Raw genomic sequence first — 18,747 nt, 5'->3', positions numbered from 1 at the left:
CTATCGACCGTGATTGGGACAGCGATTGGGGGAACAGGATGGACGATCTGGCATACGACCATGTCCGCGCCTTCATTGCCCGGACGCGCGTAGCTGAGATGAAGAGCCGCGGCTGGCGGGTTCTCGGCCCCGGCGAGGAAGGCTCCCTGCTGATGGAAGGCCCGATGCTTGCCGGCCGGGCCGCAGTTCTGGAAGAGCCCATCGGCGGAGTTTTCGACGATCTGGTCGCCCGCGCCCTGGAGCGTGCCGATGCCCGCGACCGCACCGCCGCCCGCCGCGCCGCCTGATAGACTTTTCGGGAGTCAGCATTTTCAGGGGGTTGTGTTTGCCCAACCGGGTGGGCGGGACTGCACCCTTCGGTGGTCCCTCCCTCCAATTCCCTCGGGCGGTCTGAGCAACCGGACATAGCGGTGCGTGTTGTCATCATGCATGCTACCCGCCGGGGCATCCGACGGGGATCGATTGCAGCAGAACTTCAAAGGTCCTCATAGACGTTTTGAGGTAACTCTTCGGGGCGATCCTATATAACGCGACCATAGATCGGAAGTACCCCCGAAGATACCACCTGCCGCATAGTCCCGTTAGGAAGTCTTTAACTCGCCCGATGGCTTGATAAGGCCATCGGGAACGCTCAGGCCTAGGGAGATTTACATGATCGGCGCCGTCAACTCGAAGAAGATCACCTCCTCCTCCGCGGCCCATATCGCGCTTCTCGACCAATTCATTCGATTGACGCAAGACACCATCGTCGAACAGGACGATGCGTTCGTCCGCGACAGCCTGGTCGATCTTCTGTCGAACCTGCGCAGTGAGCGTGCCGACTACGCCGAGATTATCGGCGCGTCTGCTCTGAACCGCGCCGTCTGATCCCCGCCTTCTACTCTTCCCCGGTACCGACTTCCGCCGCAAGGTCGGAAAGGGCCTCCCCGGTCAGGCGATAGGGAAGCCATTCCTTCATCTGGCGGAAGCCGACCCGGTCGTAGAATCCACGCGCCGGGTTCCAATCCAGAACGCTCAGATCCACCCGGCGGTAACCGCGCTCCACCGCGCGCTTCGCCACCGCGGCCAGGAGCTTGCGGCCGACGCCGTAGCGCCGGGCGTCGGGCGTGACGTAGAGATCCTCGACATAGAGGCCGGGACGCCCCTCCCAGGTGGAGAAGTTGCGGAAGGTCAGCGCGAAGCCGACCGGCGCGCCGTCCAGCTCGGCGATCAGCGCCTCGAACACCGGCTGCGGCCCCCAGCCGTCGCGGCGGAAATCCTCCTCGGTCGCCTTGACCGCATCGGCCTCGCGCTCGAACTCCGCCAGTTCGCGGACGAAGCGCAGGATGGTCGTGCAATCCTCCTCGACGGCAGGGCGGATGGTGACGGTCGGCATCGGCAGCGGGCTCCCTGACAGGTTAAACGGCATTGGGCGCAAAACGAAACGGGGAGCGGACCATAGCCCGCTCCCCGCATTTTCGCATCCCCGTTAAACCGGATGTCGTCAGTCGTCGCCGCCGCTGCCCTTCAGGTCCAGGATGCTGCGCAGTTCCTGCACGCGCCGCTCGGCGCTGTGTTCGGCCAGCACCCGCTTGCGCGCCCGGCGGCCGAGGTCGGTCAGGTGGTTGCGCGGCAGCATCATCGCCGTGGTCACATCGTCGGTCTGGGCGGCGACCAGGATTTCGCGGCCGGGCTCGAAGAAGCTGTCCAGCCCCTCCCACTGATCGGCGACGATGGCGGCCCCGCAGGCGGCGGCCAGGAACAGCCGGGGCGACGGGCACCAGCCGATCCGGCGCTCGTCGTCGCGGGCCAGCGTCAGTGCGAGACTGGCCGAGGCCAGGACATCGGCATGACGTGCCGGGTCGAGGTCGGGGAAGGTCAGGATGTTGGAAGCGCGCGGCACGCCATCGGGCAGATCGGCGCCGACCAGCGCGAAGCGCCGGCGGGTCAGCCGCTGGGCCGGGTCGATGAAGAAGCTGTCCAGCCCCTCGCGGATGCCGTCCGGCCCACCGACGATGCAGCAGAGATCGGCCAGATACTCCCGCTTGAAGTCGCCGGGCTTGTCGGCCTCCGGCACAATCCAGGGATAGAGCGGGGCCACCGACTCAGCCCCCGCCTTGGCACGGTAGCGGTCCAGCGCCGGCCCGCCGCAGGAGGCGAGCACCATGTCGAAGCCGGCCAGCCCATCGGCCGGCAGATGGTCCACCGACTCTCCCGCCTCCAGCGCCGTCAGGCTGACCGGGGCTTCGGGATCGTAGAGCACGCGGCGGGGTGTTTTGGACTGGCGGACGAGGTCGGCGGCAAGGCGGGCGTCCGGCCCCTGCGCCACCACCAGCGCCACGCCGGCATCGTCCGCCTGTGCCGCGGCCGTCGCCGCCACCTCGTCCCAGGCGCCGTAGGACAGCACCTCGCCGCCGGGAATGGTCCAGGGGACAGGGGAGCCGGGGCCGGCCCGCTCGACCGCGACGACGCGATGGCCGCGGATCGCCAGCCCATGGATCAGCGCGCGCCAGCGCATGCTGTGCCCGCCACCCTGGCGGTACCCGTTGGTCAAGCCCCCGTTGGTCAAGCCGAGGATCACGATTTTCATGGCGTCGGCACCCTTGGCGTTCCGCGGCGGGAAGCCGCTTCCCGATGGAAGCGCTCCCAGATCGACGCGATTGGAGAAGGTGGTGTTCCGGCTTCCGGTCCCGTCCCGGCAGCCCTGCCCAAGACGAAGTCAACTTGGACAAATCCGACCGGGTTCAACGTCTGGAGACAGGGCTTTGCCGGACGGGATTTGGGAAAGCGTTGCATTGAAATTTGATATGGACCGGTCCGGCGGCCCTGCAAGCGTATACCCCTCGCAATAGGCGTTTCCCCGATAGGGCTGCCCATTTGACGGTTGAGCCTTGCGGCCGGGGGCCTTAGGGTCACGGCCCGGTTTCCCCTCCGATCACGGTCGAGCGCATGCGACTTCCGTTCCGTCATCCCGCCCGCCTCCTTCTCGCCACCCTGCTGATGGCCGGCTGCCAGAGCACCGGTGCCACCGCTCCGGTCGCAACCGGCGCCTCGGCACCCGGCACTGCGACGGCGGCCGTCCAGCCCGTGGCGCAGCAGCCCGCCTCCTTCCCGGAATGGTTGGCGGCGCTGCGTGCCGAGGCGCTGGGCCAGGGCATCCGTCCGCAGACCTTCGACCGCGCTTTCCAGCGGGTGAAGCTGTCCGACCGCGTCGTCGAACTGGATGGCGCCCAGCCCGAGTTCACCCGGCAAGTGTGGCAGTATTTGGACAGCGCCGTGAATGAAAAGCGCGTCCAGGACGGCCGTCAGAAGTTGCAGGAGCATGCGGCGTTGCTTTCCCGCATCACCCGCCGCACCGGCGTTCCGGGAGAGATCCTGGTCGCCTTCTGGGGGGTGGAATCGGACTTCGGCAAGTCGACCGGCAACTTCTCGGTCATCGACGCGCTGACGACGCTGGCCTTCGAAGGGCGCCGCGCCGCCTATTTCCGGTCGGAGCTGCTGGCAGCCCTGCGCATCCTCGATTCCGGCGACATCGCGCCGGAGCGGATGACCGGCTCCTGGGCCGGCGCCATGGGCCAGACCCAGTTCATGCCGACCGTCTTCCTGCGCAACGCGGTGGACGAGGACGGCGACGGCCATCGCGACATCTGGGGCAGCATGCCCGACGTGCTGGCCTCCACCGCCAAGTTCGTGCTGGCGAATGGCTGGCGGCAGGGAGAGGCCTGGGGACAGGAGGTGCAACTGCCCGACGGCTTCCCCTACGATCAGGCGGAGCTGAGCATCACCAAGCCGCAGTCGGACTGGCGCCGGCTGGGCGTCCGTCCGGTGGATGGCAGCGATCTGGGCGGCGAGGGATCGGCGGCGATCCTGGTGCTGGCCGGGCATCGCGGCCCTGCCTTCCTGGTGCGGGACAATTTCCGCGCGATCATGCGCTACAACCCGTCGACCAGCTATTCGCTGGCCGTCGCCATGCTGGCCGACCGCATGACCGGCAAGCCCGGCGTCCGTGGCCCCTGGCCGCGTGAGGAACAGGCGCTGAGCCGCGACGAGCGCATCGACCTGCAACAGCGTCTGGCGTCGCTGGGGCTGGAGCCGGGCGCCGCCGACGGCATCGTCGGAGCGAACACCCGCAACGCGGTGCGCCGCTTCCAGGCGTCGGTCGGGGAGATCCCGGACGGCTTCGCCACCAAGGCCCTGCTGGAGCGGTTGCGCCAGCGGTCATGAAGACAGGGGGGCTGATGGGGTGGTGGGGCTAGCGCCCAGCCAAACCCTCGCCCCCCTCGCCTCCCATGCCGCCGCGCAGCAGGCCCCAGGCGGCCGGCAGCAGGAACGCTGCGATCCCGGCGCCGACCAGCGCGTCAGGCGCTCCGTCCAGCAGCAGCCAGCTTGCCGCCAGCCCCACGAGGCCGGCGCCGAGCGGCAGGACATCCTTGCGCGAACACAGCCAGATTGCCCGCAGGGTCAGCGCGCCGCGCCGGCCGGCGAACAGCAGGGTCGCGGTCGCCACCGTCACGCCGATGGCCAGCAGCAGGGCCAGACTGGCGAGCGGCACGTCGGGGATCGCCATGCCGGCGATGCTGCGCCCGGCCGTCACCACCAGCGCCACCGCCGCAACAATCAGCGCCGCCCCCTGAATCATCGACAGGCGCGCGTGCCAGTCCGCCCGGCGGCCGAGCCCGACCAAAGTCACCGCATGGCCGGCGGCGTGGTTCAGCATCAGCAGGGCCGCAGCCCACAGGGTGACCGCCTCAGTCGCGTTGGCGCTGGCGAGCAGCAGGGCGCCGAGCAGCCCGTTCACCACCATCGCCATCCGCATGGTGTGCTTCAGATCACCCGATCCGCCGGAAAGACGGGATGATCCACCGCCACGTGAACCGCCGCCACAGGATCCGCCACCGCATCCACCGCTCATCGCACGCCCCATTCGAAACCCGACAGGGAAATCATAGGGGCGGCGGAAGCGTGCGTCCACCACCATCAGAACTTTCTGATATTCCTAGATCTCACCGTTCCGGTATCGAAAGAGGTGTTCGACCGAGCAGGCTACCCATTCGAACGGCGGCGGGGATAACCCGGCCCACCCAACGGTACATGGGCTGTCTCATTGGGCGCTTACCCGTCCCCCTCCATGAAAAGCGGGCCGTCGAGGCGGATATCGGGACAGACACAGCCGCATCATCGGAACCACTCCATGACGAAGCGTCCCGCCTCCCCCATCAAGATCCTCATCGTCGACGACAATCCGCTGTTGCAGCGTGCGTTGAAGGACATGCTGGGGCTGTGGGGCGTCGGCCAGATCACTGCCGTCGGCAACGGGCAGGAGGCCAAGGACGCGCTGCGGCGCGAGGTCTACGACCTGATGGTGACGGACTGGGTGATGGAACCGGTCGGCGGCGCGCAGCTGGTCCAGTGGATCCGCCAGTCGCCGGGCAGCCTGCGGCCCAGCATGCCGATCATCGTGCTGACCGCAAATGCCGACCTCGCCACCGTGCGCAGCGCCTGGGATGCCGGCGCCGATTCCGTGCTGGCAAAGCCGGTGCCGGCCGCCACCCTGGCCCGCCGCATCGACGCGGTGCTGAACCGTCGCGACGGCTCCCCCCGGACGGGAACCGCCGAGCCGAAGCGCGACACCGTGCGCCCGGCCGATCAGGGCAGCCCCGCGACCGCCAGCCTGCCCTCCCCCCGGCCAGTCACGCCGCGCCCGGCGGTGAGCGGCATGGCACATCTGCCCCCTCCCGCAACGCCGCCCACGACACCGACGACCCCGGTGCCGCCAACAGCGGTTCCAGCCGCCGCCATGCCACCCGACCGCGGTGCCGCCGCCATGCGCAGCGACGATCCCAAGCGGATGCGGATGCTGCTGGCGCTCGACAAGCTGGAGGCGGCAATCGAGCGGCCCGACCCGATCGGTAGCCGGCTGCGCCATGCCCTGTCGGATGTGCAGATCGCCACCGCCGGCGATTCCGCCGCGTCCTCGGTCGTCGCGTCGCTGTCCACCTGCATCACCTGGGTGGAGCCGGACATCGAAGGCTATGTCGATGCGCTCCAGGCCCATGCCGCGGCCCTGCGCTGGCTGGCGGGATCGGACGGCGGCGCCCAGTCGATGGCGGTGGCGCTGTGCCTGATCCGCACCCTGCGGGCCAGCGTCCGCACGCTGGCCGCCCGCGGCCAAAGCGATTTCGGCAATTGGCCGGACGGCGGCAGCCCGACCCCTCCGGGCAAGTCCCCCCTGACGGGGCGCTGAGTCCCTCCCCATATCGTCTGAAGACGATCTGGGCGAGAGAGGGACGGAGAGGGAATTTCCGCAAATTAGGGCATTCCATACGCTCCGTTACGGAAGACCGGCAGTTGCCGCGCCGTTCCTTGCTTTTTGCAGGACGGCCGGCCGCAGCCGTTGCGATATAAGACAGCCTTCATTACCTTTTTGCCCAGCGAACAAATCGGCTCCCCAGCACTCCGTCCAGGAGTTTGCCAGGCTGCCGACCGATGGGAGGGAATGAAGAATGGCGCTCGCAACTGTCTCGCTCGAAGACAAGTACGCGCTCGAACAGGGCCGTGTTTACCTGACCGGCACTCAGGCGCTGGTCCGCCTGCCGATGATGCAGCGCCAGCGCGACCTTGCCGCCGGGCTGAACACCGGCTGCTTCATTTCCGGCTATCGCGGCTCGCCGCTGGGCGGGTTCGACCAGAATCTGTGGAACGCTCGCAAATTCCTTGAAAAGAACCACATCCAGTTCCAGCCCGGCGTGAACGAGGAGCTTGGCGCCACCGCGGTCTGGGGCAGCCAGCAAGTCGGCATGTTCAAGGGCGCCAAGTATGACGGCGTCTTCGCCATGTGGTACGGCAAGGGCCCCGGCGTCGACCGGTCGGGCGATGTGTTCAAGCATGCCAACGCCGCCGGCACCTCCCGCCATGGCGGCGTGCTGGTGCTGACCGGCGACGACCACAACTGCAAGTCCTCCACCTTCCCGCACCAGTCCGAACACGCCTACATGCACTCGATGATCCCAGTGCTGAACCCGTCGGGGGTGCAGGAGATCCTGGATTACGGTCTGATCGGCTGGCAGATGAGCCGCTATTCCGGCTGTTGGATCGCGATGAAGACCATCGCCGAAACGGTGGACACCTCGGCGTCGGTCTACATCGATCCGCACCGTGTCTCCCCCATCGTCCCCGCCGACTTCGCGCTGCCGCCGGGCGGCCTGAACATCCGCTGGCCCGATCCGCCGCTGGAGCAGGAATATCGGCTGATGAAGCACAAGCTGTACGCCGCCCTGGCGTTCGCGCGTGCCAACAAGCTGGACAAGGTGGTGATGGAGAGCCCGCGTCCGCGCTTCGGCATCGTCACCACCGGCAAGAGCTATCTCGACGTGCGTCAGGCCTTCGACGAGCTTGGCATCACCGAGGAGATGGCCGCCGACTGGGGCATCACCGTCTACAAGGTCGGCATGCCCTGGCCGCTGGAGCGCGACGGCGTCCGCCACTTCGCCGAGGGTCTGGAAGAGATCGTCGTGGTCGAGGAGAAGCGCGCGGTCATCGAAAACCAGCTGAAGGAACAGCTCTACAACTGGAACCCCGACGTCCGCCCCAAGGTGGTCGGCAAGTTCGACGAGCAGGGCGAGTGGATCCTGCCGAGCGCCGGCGAGCTGACACCGGCCCAGATCGCCGTGGTGATCGGCCGCCGCCTGCAGCGCTTCATCGAGAACGAGAACCTTGTCCGCCGCATCGCCTTCCTCGATGCGCAGGAGAAGCAGAAGGCCCATGTGGCGCGCGTGGTGCGCAAGCCGACCTTCTGCTCGGGCTGCCCGCACAACACCTCCACCGTCGTGCCGGAGGGCAGCCGGGCGCTGGGCGGCATCGGCTGCCATTACATGGCGACGTGGCTCGACCGCTCGACCGACACCTTCACCCAGATGGGCGGCGAAGGCGTGCCGTGGGTCGGTCAGGCCGCCTTCACCGACGAAAAGCACATCTTCGCCAACCTGGGCGACGGCACCTATTTCCATTCCGGCATCCTGGCGATCCGGCAGGCCATCGCCGCCAAGGTGAACATCACCTACAAGATCCTATTCAACGACGCGGTCGCCATGACCGGCGGCCAGCCCTTCGACGGCACGCTGACGGTGCAGTCAATCGCCAACGTCCTGCGGGCGGAAGGCGTGCAGCGCATCACCGTCGTCAGCGACGAGCCGGAGAAGTACGGCATCGGCAACGGCCTGCCGCAATACACCACCGTCGAGCATCGCGACGACCTCGACCGCGTGCAGAAGGAAATGCGCGAGGTTCCCGGCGTCAGCGTCCTGATCTATGACCAGACCTGCGCCACCGAGAAGCGCCGCCGCCGCAAGCGCGGCAAGATGGTCGACCCGGCCAAGCGCGTGGTGATCAACGAACTGGTCTGCGAAGGCTGCGGCGACTGCTCGGCCAAGTCGTCCTGCGTGTCGGTGATCCCGCAGGAGACCGAGTTCGGCCGCAAGCGCCAGATCGACCAGTCCAGCTGCAACAAGGATTATTCCTGCACCAAGGGCTTCTGCCCCAGCTTCGTGACGGTGGAAGGCGGGTCCTTGCGCAAGCCGAAGCCGGCGGCGGCGAAGTCGGCCGACGCCACCGCCCTGCCCGCCCCGGTCGTCCCGGCCTTCGACAAGACCTGGAGCCTGTATGTCACCGGCGTCGGCGGTACCGGCGTCGTCACCATCGGTGCGCTGCTGGGCATGGCCGCCCACATCGAGGGCAAGGGCGTCGGCGTGCTCGACATGACCGGGCTGGCGCAGAAGGGCGGTGCCGTCACCAGCCATATCCGCATCGCCAACACGCCGGAGGACATCCACTCCGTCCGCATCGCCGCCGGCGGGGCCGATGCGGTGCTGGGCTGCGACCTGATCGTCGCGGCGGCGGGCGACGGCCTGTCGAAGATGACCGCCGGCCGCACGCGGGCCGTCATCAACACCCATGACAGCATCACCGCCGACTTCATCAAGAAGCCGGACATGGTGATCCCGGTCCGCGATCTGGTCGGCGACATCCGCAAGGCTTGCGGCGGCGAAGCGAATGTCGACGCCTTCGACGCGACCAAGCTCGCCACCGCGCTGCTGGGCGACAGCCTCTACGCCAACCCGTTCCTGATGGGCTATGCCTGGCAGAAAGGGCTGATCCCGCTGAGCGAGGAGTCGATCCTCAAGGCCATCGAGCTGAACGGCGTATCGGTGAAATTGAACCTCGACGCCTTCCAGTGGGGCCGCCGCGCCGCCGTCGATCTGGCCGCGGTGGAAGCCGCTGCAAAGCCGCAGGAGGTGGCGCAGACTGCGCAGTCGCTGCTGCTCGACCAGCGCCGTCCGTCCGGCAGTCTGGACGAGGTGATCGAGCGCCGCCACCGCTTCCTGGTCGATTATCAGGACGCCGCCTATGCCGCCCGCTATCATGCGCTGATCGACTGGACCCGCCGGACGGAGCAGCAGAAGGTCCCCGGCTCCACCGCGCTGACCGAGGCGGTCGCCCGCGCCCACTTCAAACTGATGGCCTACAAGGACGAGTATGAGGTGGCGCGGCTCTACACCGACAGCGGCTTCGTCGAGAATGTCCAGCGCATGTTCGAAGGCGACTGGAAGCTGACCTTCCACATGGCCCCGCCGGTGATGGGCGACACCGCCGAGGATGGGGCTGAGCCGAAGAAGAAGAGCTTCGGCCCGTGGATGCTGCCGGTCCTGCGCCTGCTGGCCAAGGGCAAGCGCCTGCGCGGCACCCGGCTCGACCCGTTCGGCCGCACCGCCGAGCGCCGCCAGGAACGCCAATTGATCGCCGACTATGAGGCGGTGGTGGGCGAGTTGCTGAACGGCCTGACCCGCGAGAAGTTGGAGCTGGCGGTGGAAATCGCCAGGGTGCCGATGGAGATGCGCGGCTACGGCCCGGTGAAGGTCCGCAACGTCACGGCGGCGAAGGTGAAGGAGGGCAAGCTGCTGGCCGACTTCCGCGCCCCGGTCGCCGCCCCGCAGCCGCTGGCGGCGGAGTGAGGCTGGCCGGGTGACCGGTCGAACTCATCGATAACGGCGCCCTTCCCAAGCGCGGGAAGGGCCCGCCGCCTCTGTCCAAGGCCATGGGAGCCGGTGGGGCTGGTGGATCGCATGCCATCGGTCGGCTTGGAAGCAAGACACAATCAGAGAAACCCACGGCATCGGCCTATCCGAGCAGTCGCTTTTTTCATTGCCCCATGAACAGGCACCAAAGTCTCATAGCGAAGACGACGGATTTTGTTCATGTTAACTTCGCGAGCAGCGCCGCAATCCCATTTCAGAAACGTCACAAACTCCGCATGCAAGTGACGAATTGCGACGCAATCGTTAAATAGTCCCCAAACTTCTGGACGGAATTAGGTGCCGCAAGGCGAATGCAGACTGAATTCGCTGCAACTTGGCTTGACGGGGTCATACGCATACGGCCGTATGATGATGGGAATATCCCCTCTGCCAAAGATGAGCCGGCCCATGGGCATCCTGCTAACCCGCATCAGCATCAGCCGCAAAATCTCCGCCATCGTCATCCTGATGGCGCTGATCGCGTCCGTAATCGGCACCATCGGCTTCCTCGCAATCCAGACCTTGGGCGGCAGGGTCGACGACATCCAGGTCCGCTCGCAGCGGGCGCTGCTTGCCGAACAGGTCAGCAGCCTGATCTACAAGACGGTGATGGACAGCCGCGGCCTCTATGCCGCCAAGTCGAAAGACGACGCACAGCTGTTCAGCAAGGGGATCAGGGAGTCGACGGCGTCGATCGGCAAGCGGATGGCGGAGTGGGAGCGCCTGCTGACGCCCGACCGCAAGGCAGACTTCCAGAAGATGACAGCCACCGCCAACGAGTTCGTCGCCATCCGCAACGAAGTCGCCCGGCTCGGTGTCGAGGTCTCTCCGGAAGCGGCGCAGAAACACGGCGACACACCGGAAAGCCGGGCCGGACGCACCGCGCTGGGCAAGTCCCTGGAGGCGGCGGCACAGCGGAACATCGACAGCATCCAGCAGGCGAACGACGAACTCGACGCCTTCAGCACCCACATGATCACCCTGATGCTGGTGGTCGGCATCGGCGGCATCGGCATGGCGGTCGTGGTCAGCGTCGCCGTGTCGCGCTCCGGCATCGTCAAACCGATCACCGGCATCACCGGAACGATGTCCCGCCTCGCGGATGGCGACCTGTCGGTCGAGGTCGCAGGCAAGGACCGCGGCGACGAGATCGGCGGCATGGCCCGCGCGGTCGAGGTCTTCCGCCAGAACGCGCTGGACCGTGCCCGGATGGCGGCGGCCGAGGAGGCGGAGCGGTTGGACAAGGAGCGGCGCACCGCCGCGGTGGAAAGGCTGGTCGCCGGCTTCGACAGCAGCATGTCTGGCATCCTGCGCACCGTCAGCGCCGCCGCCACCGAACTGGACGCCACCGCGCAGAGCATGTCCCACACCGCCGAACAGACCAACAGCCAAGCCGCCAGCACGGCTGCGGCGGCGGAACAGGCCTCCGTCAACGTGCAGACGGTGGCGTCGGCGACCGACGAGTTGACGGCGTCGATCTCGGAAATCAGCGCGCAAGTCTCGCGCTCCACCACCATCGCCGCCCAGGCGGTCGGCGAGGCGCAGGCCACCAACCGGCAGGTCCAGGGGCTGGTCGAGGCGGCCCAGCGAATCGGCGACGTGGTGAAGCTGATCACCGACATCGCCAGCCAGACCAACCTTCTGGCGCTGAACGCCACCATCGAGGCAGCCCGCGCCGGTGAGGCCGGCAAGGGTTTCGCCGTGGTGGCCAGCGAGGTGAAGAACCTCGCCACCCAGACCGCCAAGGCGACGGAGGAGATCGCCGGCCAGATCCAGGCGATGCAGCAGGCGACCGGCGAAGCCGCGAACGCCATCACCGGGATCGGCGGCACCATCACCGCGATCAACGAGATCGCCACCTCCATCGCGTCGGCCATCGAGGAACAGGGTGCCGCCACCGGCGAGATCGCCCGCAACGTCCAGGAGGCGGCGCGGGGAACCGAAGTCGTGACAGCGAACATCGCCGAGGTCAGCCAGGGCGCCACCCAGACCGGCAGCGCGGCGACCCAGGTGCTGGGAGCCGCAGGGGAACTGTCGCGGCAGTCCGAACAGATGAAGATCGAGGTCGAACGCTTCCTGGCAGGCATCCGCGCGGCGTGAGGACATTGCGGAGGACGGGAGAATAAGCCCGCATCCTCCACCGCCGATGGGCAGGGTTGAGTAAAAACGCTACCCCTTGCCTTGAAAAAAGGGCAGCTTCGGCTGCCCTTCCGCTTCGATAAGTGGAACGGTCGGAGCGGCCGCCCCGTACCTCGGCGGTTGTAAATCCCTGCCTATCTTTTTCCCAGGACTGTGCCATTGCATGGGACGTCTGTCCCAACACATATTTTGCCGGGGGATTATCCTTTTCGCATATTTATTACGTCGAATTGCTCTCGAGCGCCTGCCGGCCGATAGAACAGGGCGCCGGAGCTTGCGGGGCCGGCCGGACGAGGGAGAGTTGGGTGGCGGAACAGCGGTTGATGTCCGATGAGTCGGACCGGAGCGAGGACCGGTATCGCGCTCTGTTTAACACTCTCGACGACGGCTTCTGCATCATCGAGTTCAGCGAGGATGCCGACGGCACCCTTACCGATTACATCCACATCGAGGCCAACGACGGGTACGAGCGCCAGACCGGCATCCGCAACATCGTCGGCATGGCGGTGCGCGATCTGGCGCCGGCCGAGGCGGATGGCTGGATCGAACTGTACGGCAATGTCCTGCGCACCGGCGAACCGATCCGATTCGAGCGCCATTTTGCACTGGTGGAGCGCTATATCGAGGTGTCGGCGGCAAGGCTGGAGCCGGCCAGCCTGCGCCAAGTCTCGGTCCTGTTCCGCGACATCACCGCGCGGCGCCGCGCCGAAGAAGCCTTGCGCGTCAGCGAAAGGTTGGCACGGGAGAATGTGCAGCGCGTCCAGCTGGCCCTGGCGGCCGGCGCCATCATCGGCACCTGGATTTGGGAAATTCCCGGCAACCGCTTCACCGTCGACAAGCCCTTCGCCGAAGCCTTCGGCCTCGATCCGTCGCTGGGCCGTGACGGGCTGAGCCTGGAGCAGGTGATCGTCAACGTCCATCCCGACGACAAGCCGGGGCTGGTCATCGCGGTGGAGGACGCCCTCGCCCGCGGCGGTGCTTATGCCCACCAGTACCGGGTGAAGCGGGCGGACGGGAATTACTATTGGATCGAGGCCAACGGACGGGTCGAGCTTGGGCCGGACGGGAAGGCGCTGAGCTTCCCCGGCGTGCTGATGGATGTCCAGGAACGCCGCGCGGTGGAGGCTGAGCGTGACCGGGCGGCGGCGGCATTGCGCGCGCTGAACGAAACGCTGGAACAGCGCGTCGCCGAGCGCACCGCCGAACTGATGCGCGCCGAGGAGCAGCTGCGCCAGTCGCAGAAGATGGAAGCGGTCGGGCAGCTGACCGGCGGGCTGGCGCATGACTTCAACAACCTTCTGGCCGGCATCTCGGGCGCCCTGGAACGCATCGCCGCCCGCGTCGATCAGGGCCGCGTCAACGAGCTGGACAAGTTCATCATCGCCGCCCAGGGCGCGGTGCGGCGCGCGGCGGCGCTGACCCACCGGCTGCTCGCCTTCTCCCGCCAGCAGACGCTGGCGCCGAAGGCGGTCAACATGAACCGGCTGGTCGGCGGCATGCTTGAGCTGGTCCAGCGCACGGTGGGACCGGGCATCCAGGTGGAGATGGTCGGCATGTCCGGGCTGTGGGCGACGATGGTCGATCCCTCGCAGCTGGAAAACTCGCTGCTGAACCTCTGCATCAACGCGCGCGACGCCATGCCGAAGGGCGGCCGGATCACCATCGAGACCGGCAACCGCTGGATCGACCATGAAGGGGCGCGGCAGCAGGACATGCAGCCCGGCCAGTATGTCTCGCTCTGCGTGTCGGACAACGGCACCGGCATGACGCCGGACGTGATCGAGAAGGCCTTCGACCCCTTCTTCACCACCAAGCCCATCGGCCAGGGTACCGGGCTGGGACTGTCAATGATCTATGGCTTCGCCAAGCAGTCGGGCGGGCATGTGAAGATCTACTCGGAGATCGGCGAAGGCACCATGGTGTGCCTGTATCTGCCCCGCCACCGCGGCGAGGCGGAAGAGGAGGAAATCCGCGACGAGCCGGCCACGACCCAGCCGGCACGGCAAGGCGAGACCGTTCTGGTGGTGGACGACGAGCCGAGCCTGCGCCTGATGGTGATGGACCTGTTGAGCGACCTGGGCTATGCGGGAATCGAGGCGGCGGACGGTGCAGCCGGCCTGCGGGTTCTGCAATCCGACGCGCGCATAGATCTGGTGGTGACCGACGTCGGCCTGCCCGGCGGCATGAACGGCCGCCAGATGATCGATCTCGCCCGCGTCGGTCGTCCGAAGCTGAAGACACTGTTCATCACCGGCTTCGCCGAGAACGCGCTGCTGAACAACGGCCAGCTCGAACCCGGCATGTCGGTGCTGACCAAGCCCTTCGCCATGGATGTGCTGGCCGCAAGGATCAGGGAACTGATCGCAAGCTGAGGAGCGGTTCGGGCGACAGGATTTGGACGGCAGGATTTGGACAGCCGATCAGATTTGCAGGCCGCATTCCTCGCCTTTGACCGTCCGGTTGCGGCCGTTGCCCTTGGCATTGTAGAGCGCCTTGTCGGCCCGGTTCAGAATGTCGCTGACCGACCTGTGGCGTTCGTCCAGGCAGGCGATGCCGATGCTGATCGTCACGGTCACCGAACAGCCGGCATCGAGATCGATCAGGGTGTCCGCAACCGCTTGCCGCAGACTTTCCGCGACCGCGAACGCACCGCTTCCGTTGGTTTCCGGCAGGACGATGGCGAACTCCTCGCCGCCGATGCGGGCAAAGGTATCGGTTTCCCTCAAGCGCTTGCGGATCACACCGGTAACACCGACCAGAACAGCGTCGCCTGCATTGTGACCGTGGATGTCGTTGACCGCCTTGAAATGGTCGATGTCCAGGACGACAATGCTGAAGTCGCGCCGATGGCGGCGGTGGCGCGCAAGTTCAGTCTCCGCAACAGAAATGAAACGTCGGCGGTTCGGAATCCGGCATAATGGATCGGTTTCTGCCAGTACGACCAGTTCCTCCTCCCGCCGCTTCAATGCGCGATGGGCATCCGCCAGTTCCTCATGCGCAGCCTTGAGTTCGGCGTTCATTGTCTTGACGGTCACGTATTCGCGGAAGACCGTCCAGATCGCAACGCGAGTTGCCAGTGCGGCAAGCGTCAGCAGGACCGTTCCGCCCGTGCCGATCAGATACCCCAGCAGCGCCGCGGAGTTGGAACGGGCGAATGCCGTCTCGTGATCCACCATGGCTACGACGAACAGGCCGTACTCCCGCAATTTTTGATAGCCGACAATCCGATGGACGCCGTCGATATAGCTGGTCACCTCGAACACTCCGGAATCGGAGGCATGCGGCTCCATGTAAGGCCGCTGCTCGACAACCTTTCCAAGATATTGCTCGTCGTAGTTTCCGCCGAGAACCCGCGACAGCAATGTCCGATCCTGACGGAGAAGCGCGATCACGTCCTTTCCAGCCAGGGAAACCGACTCTGAAAAGCGCCCGAGATAGTAGGGATCGATCGACAGAACGATCACCCCGTCGAACTCGCCCCGGTCGTTGAAGATCTTGCGGGTGAACTGGATCGACCATTTCTGCGACACGCGGCCAAGCAGAGGCTTGCTGATGAACAGGAAATCGCCTTCCCGTTCCCGATGGACGCGAAAATGCTCCCGATCCGAAAGATCGATATTATCGGTAATTTTTTGTAGATTAGAGTAGGACAGATGACCATCGCGGCTGATAACAGCAACCTGAAAAAGAAGGTCTGGACTGAGCAGCGATAATAATTCCTGGGATATCGCTGTAATACCACCGATTTCTTTCGCATACTCGCTTCGCAATAATTGAGATGCCTGATCGATCTGGCGAATTGTTCTTATAAGATATTCATGATACGCCTTCGCCATCATCTGAGCATTGGTTTCAGCAACCTGCCGATCCAGATCGCGATAGGTGCTGATGTTGTGAAAGATAAAGGTCCAAAGCACCACGGTGGAGACGACGAATGTCGCCATGAGGGCGCCAAGCCAAACATTTCGATGATAACGGCCTCTCTGCACGGCTTTCAAATCCTCAAAATTCACCAGAGAGATTCGGAAAAGACTGATAAACAATAAGACTGTCGATAATCGAGACGAGTCTATGGGTATATGCGGACTCGCCATAGATTAGAGTCGCAATGCTCATATTTTTATACTGCGTAATTTTATCTAAGACTTTTATATAGAAAATTTCATTTTCATATTGCTTAGATTATAACGCAAAGAAGATAAATTTCTATTCTTTGCAATATCGTATCGAAATCTGCTCAGACTGATGGAATGATTGAGGAGAACGCCGTGAAGCCAGTGCGGAGCGGCCGAAAGACTCACAATCAAAGGAAGTTGAAACCTTTCCTCGTCCCCTTCCTTGGCCCCTCCCCGGCGTTACTGTTGCGGCAGCACCGACCGCATCAGACTGCGGCCGTCATCCTTCGAGCCGGACCGGAAAGCGCAGCACGAACCGCGTGCCCTTCTCGCCGTCATCCTCCAGCGCGATGCTGCCGCGCATCGTGCCGGTCATGATGTTGGCGCAGATGCTGAGGCCCAGACCGCTGGCGCCCATGCCGCGCTTGGTGGTGAAGAAGGGTTCGAAAATGCGGGTGCGGATGGAAGCGGGGATGCCCTTGCCGTCGTCGGCATAGTGCATCTCGATCCAGCCGGCCGGCTGCTCGCGGGCGGAAAGCTGGATGCGGCCGGCCTCGCCCTCGTCATAGGCATGGACCAGGGCATTGATGATCAGGTTGGACAGCACCTGCGCGAAGGCTCCGGGGTAGCCGTCGACGATCAGGCCGGCCGGGATTTCGAGATCGACCGTCACCCGGGTGCGGCGCAGGCGGGGGCGCAGGCTCAGCAGCACCTCGTCGACATAAGCGGCGAGGTCGAAGGGGCGGCGCTCGCCGCTCGCCTGATCGGAGGCGACCTGCTTGAAGCTCTGGATCAGGCCGGTGGCGCGCTCGACGTTCGACAGGATCATCCGCGTGGATTCCCAGGCGACGTCCAGGAAATCCTGGAAATCGCTGCGGCGGATGCGGTTCTCCTCGAACAGAGCGCGGATGCGGCCGACCTCCTCGCCCAGATGGGAAATGGCGGTCAGGGTGACGCCAATGGGGGTGTTCACCTCATGCGCGACGCCGGCGACCAGTTGGGCCAGCGAAGACAGCTTCTCCGCCTGGATCAGGCTGGCCTGGGCATCGCGCAGTTCGGCCTCCGCCCGCTTGCGCGCGGTGATGTCCAGCGCCACCGTGACGATATGGGTGACCTCGCCCCCTTCGTCGGTCAGCGGCATCTTGGTGGTCAGCCAATCGCGCATCGCGCCGTCGCCGTCGGGCGCGCGGTCCTCGTGGAAAGGAACACCCTGGCTGCTGTCCACCACCAGCCGGTCGAGCGCCGTGGCCCGGTCGGTCGTGGGCCCCGGCGGCGGGGCGGCGGCGGGACCATAGGTTTCGCGGTAGAAGCGATTGGTCAGTTGCACCGTGCCGTCGCGGTCCTTCACGTCGATCAGCGCTGGGATGGCGTCGATCACCCCGGTCAGGATTTCGCGGCTCTGGCGCAGCGCCTCGTCGGCGATGACACGGTCGGTGATGTCGGTGAAGGTCCGCACCTGCCCGCCGTCCGGCAGCGGTACCACCCGCACCTCGATGAAGCGGCCGTCGCCCTGGGGGCGGGCATAGACGAACTCCCGCTCCGGCCGGCCCAGCCGGTCCATCAGATACCTGGTCTTGGCATCCAGATCGTCACCGAAATCGGGGGCTCCCGCCGGCATGGAGACCAAGCCTGTGGAGATCTGGTGGCGCACGATGTCGGACAGCGCCGGCTTGCTGCACATCACCTCCTCCGACACGCCGAGGATATCCAGCGCATGGCGGTTCCAGGCGATGTAGCGCAGGTCGCGGTCCAGCAGGACGATGCCCTGCCCCATATTCTCCAGCGTCAGGCGCAGCATGTGGCGCTGCGTCGCGAGGTCGTCCTCCGCCCGGCGGCGCTCGGTCACGTCGGAGTAGGTGCGTACGAACCCGCCGGCGGAGGTGCGGCGGGTCCGCACCTCCAGCACGCGGCCGTTGGGGCGGCGGTGCTCATAGAGCGGCGGATCGGCCCGGCGTGTCCGTTCCAGATGACCGGCTGCGAGGACATCGGGGTCGCCCGGACCATACTCGCCACGGCGGGCGAGGTAATGGACCATGCGGGCATAGTCGTCGCCGGGCATATAGCCCATCGGCACGTCGAACATCTCGTAGAGCCGGGGGTTGATCACGCGGACCCTGAGGTCGGCATCGACCAGCATCACGCCCTGGTCCATCTGTTCCAGCGCCAGCACGGCAAGGTCGTCGCCGCTCACGGGCTCCGGTCCGGGAACGTCGGCCGCAGGGGATTGGTTCGTCGGGAGGTCGGGGATCCGGGCTGGCAAGGTCGGCGCGCCATCCTTCGTTACGCGTGTCCACAATCGAACGTCCCACTGTAACAGCCGCGCCCCATCCTGCCGAGCTTTCGTCTGCGCCACGGCGTCGCAACAACGCGACATTTGTGGGACATTTTAAGTATTTCGGAACCTTTGCCGCACTAGCCTGTTTCGGGTGGCGACAGGTTTGTGC

The 18,747-nt window shown here is 65.7% G+C and carries 12 protein-coding genes; 7 read left to right on the top strand and 5 right to left on the bottom strand.

What is annotated here, in order from left to right; all coding sequences use genetic code 11:
* The first annotated feature begins 38 nt into the window (after window positions 1–38).
* Window positions 39–287 (top strand): hypothetical protein, encoded by a 249-nt coding sequence (locus tag ABNQ40_RS22165; RefSeq protein WP_098739628.1) that lies wholly within the window; start codon window positions 39–41, stop codon window positions 285–287.
* A gap of 364 nt (window positions 288–651) precedes the next feature.
* A complete protein-coding gene (locus ABNQ40_RS22160; RefSeq protein WP_109048389.1) occupies window positions 652–867 on the top strand; it encodes a hypothetical protein in 216 nt (71 codons plus the stop codon).
* A 10-nt stretch (window positions 868–877) separates the two neighbouring features.
* Here the strand turns inward: ABNQ40_RS22160 and ABNQ40_RS22155 are convergent, their stop codons facing one another.
* Complete coding sequence (locus ABNQ40_RS22155) at window positions 878–1,375, bottom strand: GNAT family N-acetyltransferase (protein ID WP_109048390.1); 498 nt, start codon at window positions 1,373–1,375, stop codon at window positions 878–880.
* Between the two features lie 108 nt (window positions 1,376–1,483).
* Window positions 1,484–2,569, bottom strand: a complete 1,086-nt coding sequence (locus ABNQ40_RS22150) for a glycosyltransferase (protein ID WP_109048391.1) — start codon at window positions 2,567–2,569, stop codon at window positions 1,484–1,486.
* A 359-nt stretch (window positions 2,570–2,928) separates the two neighbouring features.
* Here ABNQ40_RS22150 and ABNQ40_RS22145 point away from each other — a divergent pair, with 359 nt between their 5' ends.
* Window positions 2,929–4,203: a lytic murein transglycosylase gene (locus ABNQ40_RS22145; RefSeq protein WP_109048392.1), complete on the top strand. Its 1,275-nt coding sequence runs from the start codon at window positions 2,929–2,931 to the stop codon at window positions 4,201–4,203.
* A 28-nt stretch (window positions 4,204–4,231) separates the two neighbouring features.
* Here the strand turns inward: ABNQ40_RS22145 and ABNQ40_RS22140 are convergent, their stop codons facing one another.
* Entirely contained in the window at window positions 4,232–4,795 is a 564-nt protein-coding gene (locus ABNQ40_RS22140) for a hypothetical protein (protein WP_247879616.1), read from the bottom strand.
* A 375-nt stretch (window positions 4,796–5,170) separates the two neighbouring features.
* Between ABNQ40_RS22140 and ABNQ40_RS22135 the strand changes: the two genes are divergently transcribed.
* The 4 genes from ABNQ40_RS22135 (at window position 5,171) to ABNQ40_RS22120 (ending at window position 14,560) form a co-directional block, all read left to right on the top strand.
* Window positions 5,171–6,223 carry a response regulator gene (locus tag ABNQ40_RS22135; RefSeq protein WP_109048394.1) on the top strand — a complete coding sequence of 351 codons (1,053 nt, stop codon included), beginning with the start codon at window positions 5,171–5,173 and terminating at the stop codon, window positions 6,221–6,223.
* Between the two features lie 259 nt (window positions 6,224–6,482).
* Window positions 6,483–9,986 carry an indolepyruvate ferredoxin oxidoreductase family protein gene (locus ABNQ40_RS22130; protein ID WP_109048395.1) on the top strand — a complete coding sequence of 1,168 codons (3,504 nt, stop codon included), beginning with the start codon at window positions 6,483–6,485 and terminating at the stop codon, window positions 9,984–9,986.
* Window positions 9,987–10,457: 471 nt separating this feature from the next.
* Complete coding sequence (locus ABNQ40_RS22125; protein WP_109048396.1) at window positions 10,458–12,149, top strand: methyl-accepting chemotaxis protein; 1,692 nt, start codon at window positions 10,458–10,460, stop codon at window positions 12,147–12,149.
* Window positions 12,150–12,511: 362 nt separating this feature from the next.
* Complete coding sequence (locus ABNQ40_RS22120; RefSeq protein WP_109048397.1) at window positions 12,512–14,560, top strand: ATP-binding protein; 2,049 nt, start codon at window positions 12,512–12,514, stop codon at window positions 14,558–14,560.
* Window positions 14,561–14,608: 48 nt separating this feature from the next.
* Here ABNQ40_RS22120 and ABNQ40_RS22115 read toward each other — a convergent pair whose 3' ends face one another.
* Complete coding sequence (locus tag ABNQ40_RS22115; protein ID WP_158285535.1) at window positions 14,609–16,132, bottom strand: sensor domain-containing diguanylate cyclase; 1,524 nt, start codon at window positions 16,130–16,132, stop codon at window positions 14,609–14,611.
* Window positions 16,133–16,583: 451 nt separating this feature from the next.
* A complete protein-coding gene (locus ABNQ40_RS22110; RefSeq protein WP_247879617.1) occupies window positions 16,584–18,494 on the bottom strand; it encodes a PAS-domain containing protein in 1,911 nt (636 codons plus the stop codon).
* Window positions 18,495–18,747 lie beyond the last annotated feature (253 nt).

Source organism: Azospirillum sp. A23, from assembly GCF_042938965.1.
Taxonomy (GTDB): domain Bacteria; phylum Pseudomonadota; class Alphaproteobacteria; order Azospirillales; family Azospirillaceae; genus Azospirillum; species Azospirillum melinis.
Note: the sequence above shows the minus strand (reverse complement) of the source record. Positions and strands in the feature narration are given on the sequence as shown.

What these genes read in the sequence shown, in the direction of transcription:
- ABNQ40_RS22140 (WP_247879616.1), bottom strand. Translation starts at nt 4,795, where the DNA reads ATGCGGATGGCGATGGTGGTGAACGGGCTGCTCGGCGCCCTGCTGCTC.
- ABNQ40_RS22160 (WP_109048389.1), top strand. Translation starts at nt 652, where the DNA reads ATGATCGGCGCCGTCAACTCGAAGAAGATCACCTCCTCCTCCGCGGCC.
- ABNQ40_RS22130 (WP_109048395.1), top strand. Translation starts at nt 6,483, where the DNA reads ATGGCGCTCGCAACTGTCTCGCTCGAAGACAAGTACGCGCTCGAACAG.
- ABNQ40_RS22120 (WP_109048397.1), top strand. Translation starts at nt 12,512, where the DNA reads ATGTCCGATGAGTCGGACCGGAGCGAGGACCGGTATCGCGCTCTGTTT.
- ABNQ40_RS22150 (WP_109048391.1), bottom strand. Translation starts at nt 2,569, where the DNA reads ATGAAAATCGTGATCCTCGGCTTGACCAACGGGGGCTTGACCAACGGG.
- ABNQ40_RS22135 (WP_109048394.1), top strand. Translation starts at nt 5,171, where the DNA reads ATGACGAAGCGTCCCGCCTCCCCCATCAAGATCCTCATCGTCGACGAC.
- ABNQ40_RS22145 (WP_109048392.1), top strand. Translation starts at nt 2,929, where the DNA reads ATGCGACTTCCGTTCCGTCATCCCGCCCGCCTCCTTCTCGCCACCCTG.
- ABNQ40_RS22165 (WP_098739628.1), top strand. Translation starts at nt 39, where the DNA reads ATGGACGATCTGGCATACGACCATGTCCGCGCCTTCATTGCCCGGACG.
- ABNQ40_RS22125 (WP_109048396.1), top strand. Translation starts at nt 10,458, where the DNA reads ATGGGCATCCTGCTAACCCGCATCAGCATCAGCCGCAAAATCTCCGCC.
- ABNQ40_RS22155 (WP_109048390.1), bottom strand. Translation starts at nt 1,375, where the DNA reads ATGCCGACCGTCACCATCCGCCCTGCCGTCGAGGAGGATTGCACGACC.
- ABNQ40_RS22115 (WP_158285535.1), bottom strand. Translation starts at nt 16,132, where the DNA reads ATGGCGACATTCGTCGTCTCCACCGTGGTGCTTTGGACCTTTATCTTT.